The sequence below is a fragment of the Burkholderia pyrrocinia genome (assembly GCF_001028665.1).
In the GTDB taxonomy this organism is placed as follows: Bacteria; Pseudomonadota; Gammaproteobacteria; order Burkholderiales; family Burkholderiaceae; genus Burkholderia; species Burkholderia pyrrocinia.
Genome location: NZ_CP011504.1, coordinates 921,532 through 936,677, shown reverse-complemented (window position 1 = coordinate 936,677; position 15,146 = coordinate 921,532). Strand labels below are relative to the sequence as shown.

Sequence of the window (15,146 nt, the reverse complement as noted above, 5' to 3'; positions counted from 1 at the left end):
GGCTCCCGCTGATGACGATTCGGATGACATTGCTCAAGAACCGACGATATAGTTTCGAACCCACTCGAACAATTTAATGTTTATAAGCGACTCATATGTATTCACTTATAGGAAAGACCGCGACGTTCCGGCAGCTGAAGGCGCTGGACATGATTGCGCGGCTCGGCAGCGTGTCGCGCGCGGCCGAGGAGCTGAACCTGACGCAGCCGGCCGTGTCGCTGCAGGTTCGCCTGCTCGAGGAGGCGGTGGGCGCCGCGTTGCTGCAGCGGGTGGGGCGCGGCGTGCAGCTGACCGCGGCCGGCGAGATCGTGTCGCGTTATGCGCGCGAGATCCTGCATCTGTGGAGCGAGGCCGGCGACGAAGTGGCCGCGCTGACGGGCGATCTCGGCGGCACGCTGCGGATCGGCGCGATCACGACGGCCGAGTACCTGATCCCGCCGCTGCTCGTCAAATTCACCGCGACGCGCCCGCATGTGAAGACGTATTTCAAGGTCGGCAACCGCGACGACATCATCCGCATGCTCGCGACGCATGAAATCGATCTCGCGGTGATGGGCAGCGCGCCGAAGGAGCTGCGCACGCACGCGGTCGAGTTCGCGAAGCATCCGATGGTGTTCGTCGCGGCGCCCGGCCATCCGCTGATGCAGCGCAAGCGCGTCGCGCTGAAGGATCTCGAATCCGCGCACCTGCTCGTGCGCGAACGCGGCGCGGGCACGCGCTCGACCGTCGAAAGCCTGTTCAAGACGGCCGGCTACCGCTTCCATGTGGGGTCCGAATTGTCGAGCAACGAGGCGATCAAGCAGATGGCCGAAGCGGGGCTCGGCATCGCGTTCCTGTCGTTGCACGCGTGTGCACTCGAACTGCGCACGGGGCTGCTCGGGCAACTTCCGTTCCCCGGCAACCCGATCGAGCGCGAATGGTATGTGGTCACGCTCGCCGACCGGCGGATTTCGCAGGTGACGGGGCTGTTTCGCGATTTCCTGATCAAGCAGGGCGCGCCGGTGATCGACGGCGCGACGGTGGCGCCGCACGAGCGGCGGCGCAAGTAGGTGGATGACGTTGGCCGGCGGTCAGCCGAGCCCGAAGTCGTCGTTGCTGTCGGGAATCGACGCGAGCAGCCGTTCGAGCCGATACCAGCCGACGATGCGCAGGCACCACGCGGCGATGGCGGTCCGGTCGTTGCGGGCGTCGGGGCGGGACGGGAGGCGGGCGGCGCGGGACGGTGAGCGGGCGATGAACGCCGCACATTGCGGGCAGTAATGGGGCATGACGGTCTCCGTAGGTGTCGGATGGGGCGATCGTAAGCGTCGCGGTGGCCGTCGGCGCTCATGTAAGGATCGGCTTGAGCAGAAACGGATGATCTTTTTCTGTCCGTCCGGATGCGGCCTCCGCAGGCCCGGCACGCCGGCGGAAAACGCGTCACAATGCGCGTTCGATACACGATCTGGTGGAGCCAAGCCATGAGCGACCCGATTCTCGCCGCGCCGCCCGACAACGGCGTGCCGGTCAGCCTGCGTTCCAGCCGCGGGCTCGGCTGGCGGGGCTTCGGCGCGGCGCTGCTCGACATTCGCGCCGGCACGTACCGGATTCCGGCGGCCGATCATCACCGCATCGGCGTGCATATCGGCGGGCCTGTTCGTGCGGACTGCGTGTGCGACGGCGAGCGCGTGTCGCGCATTCAGGCGCATGGCGACGTCGACGTGATTCCGGCCGGCCTGCCGGGCCAGTGGACCGACAGCGCCGACTGCCGGATCCTGCACATCATGCTCAGCGACACGTTCGTGCGGCGCACCTTCGAGCATCTCGAACTGAAGCCGTCGCAGGCGCAGATCCGCCGCCGGCTGCAGGTGCGCGACCCGCGCATGCAGCACATCGCGTGGGCGATGGCCGCCGAACTCGAAGCGGAAGACGCGTCGGACCCGCTCTATGCGGAAAGCCTGTGCACGGCGCTCGTCGCGCGGCTGGTCGACAGCCAGCCGGCGTTCCGCGAGCGCCAGCGTACGCTCGCGCCGAAGGCGGCGGCGCGCGTGATCGACTATGTCGAAGCGAACCTCGACCAGCGCCTGACGCTTGCCGAACTCGCGGCGCTCGTATCGATCAGCGTGCCGCATTTCAAGGTGCTGTTCCGCGAAACGCTCGGGATGCCCGTGCACCAGTACGTCGTGCGGCGCCGGGTCGAGCGTGCGAAGGCGCTGCTGCTCGAAGGCCGGCTCAGCATCAGCCAGATCGCGCTCGAAGCCGGTTTCGCGCACCAGAGCCACATGGCGAACTGGATGAATCGCGTGCTCGGCGCGACGCCGACGGAGATCGCGCGGTCGGGGGTGCGAGGGGGGCTGCGGCTGGCTTGCCCTCAACGTTGAAATTGGCGCCGCCTTCGTCAATTGCGCAGGCGCGACGCAGCGGGCGTATGCACTGATCTCCAACGCGTGCAATTGCAGGTCCCATAACAGTGCTGGTTTCGGCGTGAGTGTCGACACGATCACCACGGTTATGCAGGTAGCCACATTGTCCCTCATGGGTTACAATGGGTTCATGTTCAAAGTCCTGACCACTCCCCAATTTGATGAATGGCTCGACAAGCTTTGGGACCCGGTCGGTTGCGCTGCGATCAACTTGCGCATCGAGCGGGCGAAGCTCGGCAACCTCGGCCAATGGCGGGCAGTCGGCGACGGCGTCAACGAAATGAAGATCGATGTAGGGCCGGGATATCGAGCCTACTTCGTGCGACGCGGGAAAATCATCGTCGTCGTGTTGTGCGGCGGGGACAAGTCGACACAGAAGAAGGACATCAGGGTGGCGAAGCAAATCGCCGGCGAACTGGAGGATTGAGTATGAAAATCAGCGAACTGGCCGAATTCGACGGCTCGAAGTACCTGAAGGACGAGGAAACGATTCGTCACTACCTGGCGCAAGCGTTCGAAGATGGGGATCCGCGACTGATCCAGGCCGCGCTCGGGAATGTCGCGAAGGCACGCGGCATGACGGCGCTGGCGCGCGAATCTGGCGTGAAGCGTGAAGCGCTCTACCGCGCACTGTCGGAGGGTGGGAACGCCGAATTCGCAACGATCATGAAGGTTGTCAGCGCGCTGGGATTGCACCTGACCGTTGCTCCGGCCGCGCCAGCGACCGAATCGGCGTCGGCGTCTGCTCCCGCACCAACGCGTGCGCGTTCGCGCGCTCGCCCGGCGGCGCACGCATAACGGTCATTGGCGGCCGGCCGCGCATACCGCACCGCGCCGGCCCACGTGCGTTCGTCCAGCCGGTATTGCCGGCGGGATGGCGTACGGATCAAAGCTCACGATTTCTTCGCCGCGGCAGTCGATCAAATGCAAAAACCGGGACTGCGACGGCACCCTCACCGCTGCGCCGTCGGCCTGTTGAAGTGCAACGCCTTCAGCGTGAACGGCTCATTCATCGCAGGCGTGTCGCTGTCCGTCATCGGCAGACCGTACGATTCAAAGTGAGAGGTGACGCAGCGGGCAATACGCATCGCGGCTGCCACACAATCCATCATCCGTTCCTGTCCGATTCATCTGTCCGTGCGCGCCGGGCCGATCGAGCATGCCGACAATCACCCCACCATCATCCCTCCAGGAGCAGATCGTGTTCGTGATCTTCGGTGCATCAGGCAACGTCGGCCTGTCGACCGTAACAACCTTGCGCAACGCCGGCCATCCCGTGCGCGCGGTGCTGCGCGACGCACGCCATCGTGAACGTTTCGCGCAGCTCGGCTGCGACGTGGCGATCGCGGCGCTGACGGACGCGAACGCGATCGCGTCGGCGCTCGACGGCGCGCAGGCCGTGCAGATGCTGTGCCCGGTGCCCGTCGCCGACCCCGATCCGGCCGCGACGATGGAACGGACGATCGACGTCGCGACCGCCGCGCTCGCCGCGAACCCGCCGCCGGCGCTGCTCGCGCTGTCGGACTACGGCGCGGAGCGCGACGGCAATACGGGCATCACGCGTCTCTTTCATCACTTCGAGGAACGGCTCAAGACGATCCCGACGCAGCTGACGCTGCTGCGGTCGGCCGAGCATCTGCAGAACTGGACGCGGATCCTGCCGGTCGCGCTCGGCACCGGCGTGCTGCCGAGCTTTCATCATCCGGTGGCCAAGGTGTTTCCGACGGTGTGGGCGCCCGATGTGGGCGTCGTCGCGGCGCGGCTGCTGCTCGATGCGCGCGAAGGCGGCAGCGGGCCGCGCATCGTCAGCGTCGAAGGGCCGCGGCGGGTGAGCGTGACGGCGATCGCGGATACGCTCGGCGCGGCGGCCGGCCGCGCGATCGTCGCGCACGAGCTGCCGCGCGACACCTGGAATGCGACGCTGCTGCGCGCGGGCCTCAGCGAACGTCATGCGCAGCTGATCGTCGATCTGTACGACGTGCACAACGCCGGGCAGATCGACGTCGAGGCCGGCGTGTCGGAGCGGCTTTACGGCACGACGACGCTGGTCGATGCGCTCGCGCAACTGGTGCGCCAGCACGCGCGGTGATCAACGCGGCGGCGAGCGGTGTGCGCGATGCGCATTACGCTTGCCGCCGCACCTTGTTCAGCACCGCATACGAAAGCGACCCGATCACGATCCCCCAGAACGCGGAGCCGAGCCCGAGCCACGTCATCCCCGACGCGGTCGCGAGGAACGTGATCAGCGACGCTTCGCGGTGGTTCTCGTCCTCGAAGATCCCGTGCACGTTCGCACCGATCGCGCCGATCAGCGCGAGCCCCGCGAGGATCGCGACGAACGCCTTCGGCAACGCGAAGAACACCGTGACGATCGTGCCCGCGAAGAGCCCGCCGATCAGGTAGAACGCGCCGTTCGCGAGCCCCGCGACATAGCGCCGGTCCGGATCCTCGTGCGCGTCCTTGCCCGTGCAGAGCGCCGCGGTGATCGCCGCGACGACGATCGTGATCCCGCCGAAGCATGCGACGACGAGCGACATCACGCTGGTTGCCGTGATGATCGGGCGTGCGGGCGTGTGATAGCCGGATACGCGCAGGATCGTCATCCCCGGCAGGAACTGACCGGTGAGGCTGACTACGACGAGCGGCAGCGCGAGGCTGAGCGTCGTGCCGAGCGTCCATTCGGGTGCGATGAAGATCGGCTGCGCGATGCTCGGCGACACGTTGCCGAGATGCGTCATCCCGAGCAGCGTCGCGAGCGCGGCGCCGGTGAGCAGCACGAGCACGATGCTGTAGCGCGGCAGCAGGCGTTTGAAGATCACGTACGCCGCGATCATCCCGAACGCGAGCGCCGGCTGCTCCGACGCGGCGGCGAACGCGTGCGTGCCGAACGGCAGCAGGATGCCGGCCATCATCCCGCACGCGATGCCGCGCGGAATGTGGCGCACGAGCCGGTCGAAATAGCCGGTCACGCCGATCAGCAGGATGATCAGCGCGGCCGTGATGTATGCACCGACGGCCTGGTTGAGCGTCAGTTGCGGAAACAGGCCGACGAGCAGCGCGGTGCCGGGCGCCGACCACGCGGTGATGACCGGCACCTTCAGCTTCCAGCTTGCGAACAGGCCCGATACGCCCGCGCCGATCGAGATCGCCCAGACCCACGACGACACCATCGCGTTCGACGCGTGAGCAGCCTGCGAGGCCTGGAAGAAGATCGCGAGCGGGCCCGCGTAGGAAATCAGGACCGCAAGAAAGCCCGCGGTGATTGCGGAAACGGACCAGTCGTTGCCGATCGCGCGGATCGCGCCGGGCGGGGTGTTCGATTGCATCGTCGTCGGAGAGTGGCGCGCCCGGCCAGGGGCGGAGCCGGGGCGAATGGCTTGTTTTGGGGGCCCCGGATGACCCGCCATTCTGGACATTGCCGACGCGATTGGCAATTCGCCGACGAGTCTCTTCGTTGTCGGCATTTCGTAAGGAATTCGCGCGACGCGGGCGGATCGGCATGCCGTCAGGCGTTGCGCCTGCATCGTCGAACCGGGCGACTTCACGACGAAGCGCGGCTCCGTCGAACGTTACGTGCTGATCTGCAGCACCTTGTCGACCACCGCCACCTTCACTCCGCCACCCGTCGACAGCGACGCGGTGCCCTGGTCGAACGGATGCACGGTCGCATCGGTCGGCGTCCACGCATGGCGCGCCAGCAGCTCGCGATACCCGCCGCGAATCACGAAGCCGCCGCATTTTTCCGCATACGCGTCGCGACGCATCCGGTACGCGCGCGGCAGGTCGTACCACGGCAGCTTCGGCAGGTCGTGATGGACGAGGTGGTAGTTGTTGTTCAGGTACAGCAGCCGCATCGCGAAGCCGGCTTCGTTGATCGCGATGCGCGCCTTCGGGTGTCGCGCGGCGCGGTGTTCGTACAGCGAGCGGATCATCGCGAGCGATAGCGCAGGCCACGTGACTGCGAGCAGGTAATACCACCACGGCACGCCGATCGCCCATTGCAGCCACGCGAGCAGCGCGACCACGCATGCAACGTGCGTCGCCCACATCGGCAAGTAGCGGAAGTCGCCGCGCCGGAACGCGGCGAACGCATCGACGAACATCGCGGCGATGCTCGTCGGCGGGCCGCATACCAGCCGCCCGACGAACGTCTTGCGCGCGACCGTCAGCACGCGACGCCAGCGCGGCAGCGCCGCCCAGCGCGCGCGCGACACGTAGTTCGTTTCGGGATCGACGCCGGGCACGGTCAGGTCTTCGTCGCGATGATGGTCGAGGTGCGTGTCGCGATACAGCGCGTACGGATACCAGACCGTCAGCGGCGGATAACCGAGCAGCTTGTTCACGAACGCGGAACGCGTCGGATGGCCGTGCAGCAGTTCATGCTGCAGCGACAGGTGCCACGCGCCGAGCAGGATCAGCGGCGGCGTCGCGGCTGCGAGCGACAGATGCTGTGCGCGCACGAGCAGCAGCACCGCGAGCCAGCCGCCGTAGATCGCGGCGATCAGCAGCCAGGTCGGCCATTCGGTGCGGGCGGTGAAGCGTGCGTCGAGCGCGGCAATCGCGCGCGCGTGGTCGACGTCGAAGTATTCGGCCATGGTTTTGTGATGGAGCGAACCGGACGCGGTGCGCCGGCCCGGACAACGACGAGCGAAAACGGAACACGGAGGCGAGCGCCGCTCAATCAGGCGCGAGCCGCGCCGCGGCCGGCGCGAATGCGCGGCCGGCCTGGCCGAGCACGTCGTACACCGCGACCGCAAGCAGCGCGACGACGATCCCGCCCTGCAGCACGAACGCGGTGTTCGACGTCTGCAGGCCCGCGATGATCACGTCGCCGAGCCCTTTCGCGGCGACCGTCGAACCGATCGTCGCGGTGCCGAGGTTGATCACGACCGCGAGCCGGATGCCGTTCAGGATCACCGGGAACGCGAGCGGCAGCTCGACCGCGAACAGTTGCTGGCGCGCGCTCATGCCCATCCCGCGCGCGGCGTCGAGCGTCGCGGCGGGGATGTCGCGCAGCCCGGCGATCGTGCTCTCGAACACGGGCAGCAGCCCGTACAGCACGAGCGCGATCAGCACCGGCTTCACGCCGAAGCCGACGGCCGGCACCGCGAGCGCGAGCACCGCGACGGGCGGGAAGGTCTGGCCGATGTTGACGATGCTGCGCGCGATCGGCAGGAAGTCCGCACCTGCCGGCCGCGTGACGAAAATGCCGGCGGCCAGCGCGACGATCGCGCCGACGGCACTGGACACCGCAACGATCGCGAGATGCGCAAGCGTCAGGTCGAGCAGGCTCGCACGGTCGTAGAGCGCCGGCGCGCCGTTGTCCGCGAACGGTGCGAACAGCGGCGCGAGCCACTCGCTGCGCAACAGCAGCACGAGCAGCGCGGCGAGCACGGCGGCGCGCGCGGCGCCGGAAGCGAACGCGGCGGCCCTCATCGCGGCTGCCTTGCACGCGCGACGATCGCGGGCAGCGAGATCCGGCCGCCCACGCTGCCATCCGCGCCGGCGACCGGCAATGCGTCGACGCCGCGCCACAGCAGCTCGGCGATCGCATCGCGCAGCGATGCGGCACCGGATAGCGGCGCGCCGTCGGCCGTGCCGGGTTCGACCGCTTCGTCGACGCGGGTCAGCGCAAGCAGCCTGAGCGGCCGGTCGTCGCCGGCGACAAGCTGTTCGACGAATCCGGGCGCGGGCCGCGCGAGGATGTCGGCGGGCGATGCCGCCTGCAGTACTCGGCCGCGATCCATCACGACGATCGTGTCGCCGAGCTTCAGCGCTTCTTCCATGTCGTGCGTGACGAGCACGATCGTGATGCCGAGCCGGCGCTGCAGCGCGAGCAGGTCATCCTGCGCCTTGCTCCGGATGATCGAGTCGAGCGCGCCGAACGGCTCGTCCATCAGCAGGATGCCGGGTTCGGCCGCGAGCGCGCGCGCGACGCCGACGCGCTGCTGCTGGCCGCCCGACAGTTCGTGCGGCAGCTTGCCTGCATAGACGGCCGGATCGAGCTCGAACAGCGCGAGCAGTTCGCGCACGCGCGCGTCGATGCGATCGGCCGGCCAGCCGAGCAGGCGCGGCACGGTCGCGATGTTGCGCGCGACGCTCCAGTGCGGGAACAGGCCGTGCCCCTGGATCGCGTAACCGATGCCGCGCCGCAGTTGTTCCGGGGGGAGGGTTGCCGTATCGACGCCGTCGATGCGGATCGTGCCGCTGGTCGGCGCGATCAGCCGGTTGATCATCCGCAGCAGCGTCGACTTGCCGCTGCCCGACGCGCCGACCAGTGCGGCAATCGTGCCGCGGCGAATCGACAGCGTGACGTTGTCGACGGCGGTCTGTTCGCCGAAGCGGCGGCTGACGTGTTCGATTTCGATCATGCGCGGCGTCCCTTTGCGAGTGCGGTGGCGGCGTCGAACACGACGGCGGCGGCGAGCGCCAGCGCGATCGTCGGGATCGCGCCGAGCAGCACGAGGTCGGTCGCCGACTGCCCGATGCCCTGGAAGATGAAGGTGCCGAAGCCGCCGCCGCCGATCAGCGCGGCGACGGCGGCGAGGCCGATGTTCTGCACGAGCACGATCCGAACACCGCTCAGGATCACCGGCAGCGCGAGCGGCAACTCGACCTGGAACAGCCGCTGCGCGCGCGTCATGCCCATCGCGGCGGCGGCTTCGACGGCCTGCGGCGGAATCTGCCGCAGCCCGACCACGACGCTCGACGCGATCGGCAGCAGCGAATACAGGAACAGCGCAAGCGCGGCCGGCGCGGCGCCGATTCCGCGTATGCCGAGCGCGGCCGCGAGCGGCACGTGCGCGGCAAGCAGCCCGAGCGGCACCATCAGCAGCCCGTACATCGCGATGCTCGGAATCGTCTGCACGATATTGAGAGCCGGCAGCAGCACGCCGCGCAGCGTGGCCGAGCGCGCGCACGCGACGCCGAGCGGCACGCCGGCCGCGGTCGCGGTGGCGACCGAGCCGCCGACGAGCGCGGCGTGCCGGCCCGCTTCCTGCCAGAACGTGTCGGCGCGCGCCGCGTATTCCTGCATCACGGAGAGACCGTCCCACCACCCGGCGTGCAGCAGCGCGGCGAGTACGGCGAAGGCGGCGGCCAGCGCGGCGAGGCGTTTGACCGGGCCGAGCGCGAGCCGTGCGGACGCATCGACGACGAGCGCCGCGTACGCGAAGAACAGCAGCCACGCGCCGGTGGCCGGCGACACGCGCGCGAGCGGATTGTCGTCGGTGACGAGATGGGCAGGTACATGGCCGACGAGCGCGCCGAGGCCGAGCAGCCGCACTGCGCCTGCCGCGAAACGCGACGCCGGCCGGCCGCGCAGCAGCGCGAACAGTGCACTCGCCGCGCCGGCCGCGTACAGCGTGACGGCTTGCCAGTGCGGGAAGATGTCGGCCAGTGCGAGATCGTGCCCGGCGACGATCCGGTTCGCGCGGAACGTGACGAACGGCGCGAACGCGAGCATCGCGGCGATCGTGCCGGCGATCAGCACGCCGACGCGGTCGACGCGCGGCGCGCGCACGTTCGCGGCGTCGGCGCTCGAACCGGTGTCCGCCGGCTGGCCGGCCGCTGCGTGCGCGCCGGCGATCATTTGACGAAGCCCTTCGCCTTCAGATAGCCGGCGGCGACGGCCGACGCGGGTTCGCCGTTCAACTGGATGCGGCTGTTGAGCGTCTGCAGCGTCTTCAGGTCGAGGCTCGCGAACACCGGCTTCAGGTAGTCGGCGATCTGCGGATGCGCTTTCAGCACCGCCTCGCGGATCACCGGCGCCGGCGCGTAGACGGGCTGCACGTGCTTTGCATCGTCGAGCACGACGAGGCCGGACGATGCGATGCCGCCGTCGGTGCCGTAGACCATCGCGGCGTTCACGCCGTCGGTCTGGTTCGCCGCGGCCTTGATCGTCGCGGCCGTGTCGCCGCCCGACAGCACGAGCAACTGATCCTGCTTCAGCTTGAAGCCGTACGCTTTCTCGAATGACGGCAGCGCGGACGCGCTGTTCACGAACTCGGCCGACGCCGCGAGCTTCACCTTGCCGCCGTTGACGGCCCATTTGCCGAAGTCGTCGAACGTCTTCAGCCCGTTCGCCTTCGCGACGGTGCCGAGCACCGCGACGCCCCACGTGTTGTTGGCCGGCGCGGGGGCGAGCCAGACGAGATGGTTGGCCGCGTAGTCGAGCTGCTTTGCAGTGTCGTAGCCTTTCGCGGCGTCCCTCCAGACCGGATCGTCGGCCTTGTTGAAGAAGAACGCGGCGTTGCCGGTGTATTCCGGATAGATGTCGATCTCGCCGGTCGTCAGCGCCTTGCGCACGATCGGCGTGGTGCCGAGCCCGATCTTGTCGGTAACGGCGAGGCCGTGCGACTTCAGCACCTGCGAAATCAGGTTGCCGAGCAGGTTGCCTTCGGTGTCGATTTTCGATGCGACCGTGATCGACGGCGCGGCGCAGACGGCGGCCGAAGCGGTCACGGCGAAGGTGGCGACGCCGAGGCGGCGGATCGATCGGAGGAATGTCATGGGGACCGGGGCTCCAGCGTGTTGTCGAGGCTTGCCGAATGCCGCGCCGCGAGGCGTGTCGTGCGCGCGGTTTCGGGGCGCACGTCGCGCGGGTGACGCGACGGACACAAGCTGCGAAACGGCCGACCCGGTGCGCCGGCCGCGTTGCGACGTGCGGGCGAACCGCAGGAGGCTCGCGACGATTCGGAAGGAACGCGAACTTTACCGAACCGATGTCGGACGGCCAATCAATCGATTCGCATTTGCTTATCGCGATGGCTCACAAGACCGCCGGCCGGCGTCTGACGGGGCGCGGCCGGAAATTTCTGGAATCGAATTCTCGATTCGTTCGTTGGCGCGCGCCGGGCGCATCGATATAGTCCCGCATTCCCTGCAGACGGTTCGCATCTCTGAACAAATAGAACGGAACATCCCGATGAAGAAGCTCCTGTTCGCGCTGCCGCTCGCCGCGGCCGCCACCGCACACGCGCAAAGCAGCGTCACGCTGTACGGCATCGTCGAGGACGGCGTCGACTACGTATCGAACGTGCAGGGCAAGCATCTCGTGCAGCTCGCATCGGGCGTGACGGCCGGCAGCCGTTGGGGCGTGCGCGGCACCGAGGATCTCGGCGGCGGCTTGAGCGCGATCTTCCGGCTCGAAAGCGGCTTCGACATCAATTCCGGCCGTCTCGGCAGCGGGCTCGCGTTCTCGCGCAACGCATACGTCGGCCTGAACGATGCGAAGCTCGGCACGCTCACGCTCGGCCGCCAGTGGGATTCGATCGTCGACTACGTCGAACCGTTCACGTTGAACGGCAATATCGGCGGCTATTACTTCGCGCACCCGAACGACATGGACAACACCGACAACGGCTTCCCGATCTCGAACGCGGTCAAGTACCGCAGCCCGACGATCGCGGGCGTCACGTTCGGCGGCCTCTACGCATTCGGCGGGCAACCCGGCCGCTTCTCGGACAACGCGACGTTCAGCGTCGGCGCGAGCTACGCGGCGGGGCCGGTCGGCTTCGGCATCGGCTACCTGAGGATCAACAACCCGGGCGTGTCGACGCAGGGCTACCAGAACTATGCGGGCTTCACGAACGCGATCTACGGCAACTACCTCGACGCGGCGCGCGCGCAGAAGGTGTTCGGCGTAGGCGCGTCGTACCAGGTCGTGCAGTGGCTGAAGGTGCTGGCGGACTTCACGAACACGAACTTCCAGCAGGGCAGCGCCGGGCACGACGCGACGTTCCAGAACTACGAGCTGTCGGCGCTCGTCACGCCGACGCCGGCGGTGACGATCGGCACCGGCTATACGTACACGACGGGCCGCGACCATGCGACGAACGCGGAGCCGAAGTATCACCAGTTCAACCTGAGCGTCGAATACGCGCTGTCCAAGCGCACGAGCGTCTATGTGATGGGGGCGTTCCAGAAGGCGGCGGGCGATGCGCCGGTCGCGCAGATCGCGGGCTTCAATCCGTCGAGCAACCAGAAGCAGGCGGTCGGGCGCGCGGGTATCCGGCACGTGTTCTGACGTTTCGATCGTAGAATGCGCGCATGAGCCAATGGATCGCAGCACTGCCGATGTATAACGTGACGCCGCGCCACGCCGTGCTGTGGCGCGCGCTGCTGCGCGACGCGCTCGATGCGTTCGCGAACGCGGGCGGGCCCGCCGGCGTCGCGCTGCCCGACGAACCGTTCGATGACCTGCATGCGCTGTGGCGGCGCGACGATCTGCTGCTGTCGCAGACCTGCGGCTATCCGTACCGGATGCTCGGGTTGCGCGATACGGTGCATCTGGTCGCGACGCCCGTATTCGATGCCGAAGGCTGCAATGGCGCGCGCTACCGCAGCGTGCTGGTCGTGTCGGCGCGCGTGCATGCTGGCGGCGCGACGACGCTCGCCGCCTGTCGCGGGCTGCGGGCCGCATTCAACGGCGGGGATTCGCACAGCGGAATGAACGCGTTACGGCATGCGGTCGCGCCGCATGCGCACGACGGAAGATTCTTCGGATCGGTCACGCCGTTCGGCTCGCACCTGAACGCGCTGCGTTCGCTGGCGTCAGGCGAAGCCGATTGCGCGGCGATCGACTGCGTGACGTTCGCGTATGTGCGCGATGCGCTGCCCGATTTGCTGAAGGAGATCCGGATCATCGGCACGACGGCATCCGCGCCGGGGTTGCCGTTCATCGCATCGCGGGCGCTGGAGGAAACGCAGGTCGCCGCATTGCGGGATGCGCTCGATCGCGCGGTCGCGGCCGATGCGGAACGCTCGCGCGTGCTGAGACTGAAGGGATTCGAACGGCTGTCGCCGGACGACTATGAAACGATTGCGCGGTTTGCGCGGGAGGCCGCCGCGCACGGGTATCCGGAACTGGCGTGAGGTGCGGGTAGTGCAGGGCGGCGCGCAACGGTGGGACCGTCCGCGCCGCTTCCCGTCACTCTTCGTCCATCAGCCGGACCTTGACCCGCTTGCCCTTGATCTTCCCCGCATTGAGCTTGCGCAGCGCGTCGTGCGCGACGCCGCGCTCGATCGCGACATAGGTCGAGAACTCGGTCACGTTGATCTTGCCGATCTGCTTGCCGTCGAACCCGGCATCGCCGGTCAGCGCGCCGAGCACGTCGCCCGGGCGGATCTTGTCCTTGCGTCCGCCGAGGATCTGCAGCGTTTCCATCGGCGGCAGCAGCGTGTCGTCGCCGGCCGGCTTCAGCTCGGCGAGCGGATGCCATTCGACGTCGCGCTTCTGCGCCTGTTCGATCGCGCCGACGCGGCCCATCTCGTCCATGCTCGCGAGGCTCAGCGCCCAGCCGTCCTGATCCGCGCGGCCCGTGCGGCCGATGCGGTGCACGTGCACTTCGGGGTCGGGCGTCACGTCGACGTTGATCACCGCTTCGAGCTGCGCGATGTCGAGCCCGCGCGCGGCGACGTCGGTCGCCACCAGCACCGAGCAGCTGCGGTTCGCGAACTGGATCAGCACCTGGTCGCGTTCGCGCTGGTCGAGCTCGCCGTGCAGCGCGAGCGCGTGGAAGCCCTGCGCATGCAGCACGTCGAGCAGGTCGCGGCACTGCTGCTTCGTGTTGCAGAACGCGATCGTGCTGACGGGCCGGTAGTGGTTCAGCAACTGGCCGACCGCATGCAGCCGCTCGTTCTCGGTCACTTCATAGAAGCGCTGGCGGATCTTGCTGTTGTCGTGGCGCTCTTCGAGCTTCACTTCCTTCGGATTGCGCAGGAACTGCTGGCTCAGCTTCACGATGCCGTCCGGATAGGTCGCGGAGAACAGCAGCGTCTGGCGTGTCGTCGGGCACATCCGCGCGACCTTCGCGATGTCGTCGAAGAAGCCCATGTCGAGCATCCGGTCGGCTTCGTCGAGCACGAGCGTGTTCAGCGCGTCGAGCTTCAGGTTGCCGCGATCGAGGTGATCCATGATGCGGCCCGGCGTGCCGACGACGATATGCGCGCCGTGCTCGAGGCTCTGCGCCTGCGGGCGCATCGGCGTGCCGCCGCACAGCGTCAGCACCTTCACGTTTTCCTCGGCGCGCGCGAGGCGGCGCACTTCCTGCGCGACCTGGTCGGCGAGCTCGCGCGTCGGGCACAGGATCATCGCCTGCACGTCGAAGCGGCGCGCGTCGAGGCGCGACAGCAGCGCGAGCGAGAACGCGGCGGTCTTGCCGCTGCCCGTCTTCGCCTGCGCGATCAGGTCCTGGCCGGCCAGCGCGATCGGCAGGCTCGCGGCCTGGATCGGCGTCATGTCGACATAACCGAGCTGCGCGAGGTTGGCGAGCGTGGCGGGCGTCAGCGGCAGCGCGCTGAAGGGCGCTGCGGTCGGTTGGGTCATTCCAGGTCTCCGAGGTAAGGCTTGCCTTCCATCTGTTCGTAGACGATGGTGCCGTCGTCGGCTTCGAAGCGCTCGAGATAGTTGCGCGCGCCGCACAGCGGGCAGCGGAACAGCAGCCCCTGGCCCTCGTCCTTGATGACGACGTCGGACGTCTCCCACTGCGTGCCGCAGCTCTGGTTTCTGCAGGTAAACACGGTCTTTCTCCAGCTGAATTCGGTTGGTGGCGCGCCCGGGCGGGCGCGGCAACGGTGTGCGGCGCTCGCGCGGCTCGGGCGCGGGCCGCACCGGCGGTCGCTTGGACTGCGTCGATGCGGATGATGGATCGGGCGGCGACGGGGTCGCGCGTGCCGCAATTCTAGCGGAAGCGGGCGACCGGCTGGGCGACGCCGCCCGTGCCGCCTGTCCGCCCCATGAAA

Annotated in this window: 16 protein-coding genes; 7 read left to right on the top strand and 9 right to left on the bottom strand. The window is 68.1% G+C overall.

The annotated features are described in order from the left end of the window. The first annotated feature begins 95 nt into the window (after positions 1-95). Positions 96-1,049, top strand: coding sequence for a LysR family transcriptional regulator (locus tag ABD05_RS20440; protein WP_047901940.1), 954 nt, complete (start codon positions 96-98; stop codon positions 1,047-1,049). Between the two features lie 21 nt (positions 1,050-1,070). Here the strand turns inward: ABD05_RS20440 and ABD05_RS20435 are convergent, their stop codons facing one another. Continuing rightward, positions 1,071-1,268 carry a hypothetical protein gene (locus ABD05_RS20435; protein WP_047901939.1) on the bottom strand — a complete coding sequence of 66 codons (198 nt, stop codon included), beginning with the start codon at positions 1,266-1,268 and terminating at the stop codon, positions 1,071-1,073. Positions 1,269-1,460: 192 nt separating this feature from the next. Between ABD05_RS20435 and ABD05_RS20430 the strand changes: the two genes are divergently transcribed. The 4 genes from ABD05_RS20430 to ABD05_RS20415 all read left to right on the top strand — a co-directional run bounded on the left by ABD05_RS20430 (position 1,461) and on the right by ABD05_RS20415 (position 4,491). Beyond that, entirely contained in the window at positions 1,461-2,360 is a 900-nt protein-coding gene (locus ABD05_RS20430; RefSeq protein WP_047901938.1) for an AraC family transcriptional regulator, read from the top strand. A 172-nt stretch (positions 2,361-2,532) separates the two neighbouring features. Then, entirely contained in the window at positions 2,533-2,829 is a 297-nt protein-coding gene (locus tag ABD05_RS20425; protein WP_047903683.1) for a type II toxin-antitoxin system RelE/ParE family toxin, read from the top strand. 2 nt (positions 2,830-2,831) lie between these two features. Beyond that, positions 2,832-3,200: an addiction module antidote protein gene (locus ABD05_RS20420; RefSeq protein WP_047901937.1), complete on the top strand. Its 369-nt coding sequence runs from the start codon at positions 2,832-2,834 to the stop codon at positions 3,198-3,200. Positions 3,201-3,603: 403 nt separating this feature from the next. Continuing rightward, entirely contained in the window at positions 3,604-4,491 is an 888-nt protein-coding gene (locus tag ABD05_RS20415) for an NmrA family NAD(P)-binding protein (RefSeq protein ID WP_047901936.1), read from the top strand. A gap of 34 nt (positions 4,492-4,525) precedes the next feature. Here ABD05_RS20415 and ABD05_RS20410 read toward each other — a convergent pair whose 3' ends face one another. From ABD05_RS20410 to osmF, 6 genes are all read right to left on the bottom strand, one after another. Next, the gene (locus ABD05_RS20410) at positions 4,526-5,728 is read right to left on the bottom strand and encodes a benzoate/H(+) symporter BenE family transporter (protein WP_047901935.1); all 1,203 of its coding nucleotides are present in this window, start codon (positions 5,726-5,728) and stop codon (positions 4,526-4,528) included. Positions 5,729-5,971: 243 nt separating this feature from the next. Next, the gene (locus tag ABD05_RS20405; RefSeq protein WP_047901934.1) at positions 5,972-6,997 is read right to left on the bottom strand and encodes a fatty acid desaturase; all 1,026 of its coding nucleotides are present in this window, start codon (positions 6,995-6,997) and stop codon (positions 5,972-5,974) included. Positions 6,998-7,079: 82 nt separating this feature from the next. Then, complete coding sequence (locus ABD05_RS20400) at positions 7,080-7,838, bottom strand: ABC transporter permease (RefSeq protein WP_047901933.1); 759 nt, start codon at positions 7,836-7,838, stop codon at positions 7,080-7,082. Further along, positions 7,835-8,773 (bottom strand): ABC transporter ATP-binding protein, encoded by a 939-nt coding sequence (locus tag ABD05_RS20395; protein ID WP_047901932.1) that lies wholly within the window; start codon positions 8,771-8,773, stop codon positions 7,835-7,837. Before ABD05_RS20395 ends, ABD05_RS20400 begins: the two co-directional genes overlap by 4 nt. Continuing rightward, entirely contained in the window at positions 8,770-9,993 is a 1,224-nt protein-coding gene (locus ABD05_RS20390) for an ABC transporter permease (RefSeq protein WP_047901931.1), read from the bottom strand. Before ABD05_RS20390 ends, ABD05_RS20395 begins: the two co-directional genes overlap by 4 nt. Further along, positions 9,990-10,913 (bottom strand): glycine betaine ABC transporter substrate-binding protein OsmF, encoded by a 924-nt coding sequence (gene osmF / locus ABD05_RS20385; protein WP_082146175.1) that lies wholly within the window; start codon positions 10,911-10,913, stop codon positions 9,990-9,992. Before osmF ends, ABD05_RS20390 begins: the two co-directional genes overlap by 4 nt. Before the next feature lie 415 nt (positions 10,914-11,328). Between osmF and ABD05_RS20380 the strand changes: the two genes are divergently transcribed. Then, complete coding sequence (locus ABD05_RS20380) at positions 11,329-12,429, top strand: porin (RefSeq protein ID WP_047901930.1); 1,101 nt, start codon at positions 11,329-11,331, stop codon at positions 12,427-12,429. Between the two features lie 23 nt (positions 12,430-12,452). Beyond that, on the top strand, positions 12,453-13,277 hold the full coding sequence (locus ABD05_RS20375) for a phosphate/phosphite/phosphonate ABC transporter substrate-binding protein (protein ID WP_047901929.1): 825 nt from the start codon (positions 12,453-12,455) through the stop codon (positions 13,275-13,277). A gap of 55 nt (positions 13,278-13,332) precedes the next feature. On the opposite strand, the gene dbpA is transcribed toward ABD05_RS20375, so the two are convergent. Both dbpA and ABD05_RS20365 read right to left on the bottom strand, forming a co-directional pair. Further along, on the bottom strand, positions 13,333-14,730 hold the full coding sequence (dbpA, locus tag ABD05_RS20370) for an ATP-dependent RNA helicase DbpA (RefSeq protein WP_047901928.1): 1,398 nt from the start codon (positions 14,728-14,730) through the stop codon (positions 13,333-13,335). Next, on the bottom strand, positions 14,727-14,924 hold the full coding sequence (locus tag ABD05_RS20365) for a hypothetical protein (RefSeq protein ID WP_034181070.1): 198 nt from the start codon (positions 14,922-14,924) through the stop codon (positions 14,727-14,729). The genes dbpA and ABD05_RS20365 overlap by 4 nt, the downstream gene beginning before the upstream one ends. Between the last annotated feature and the right edge of the window lie 222 nt (positions 14,925-15,146).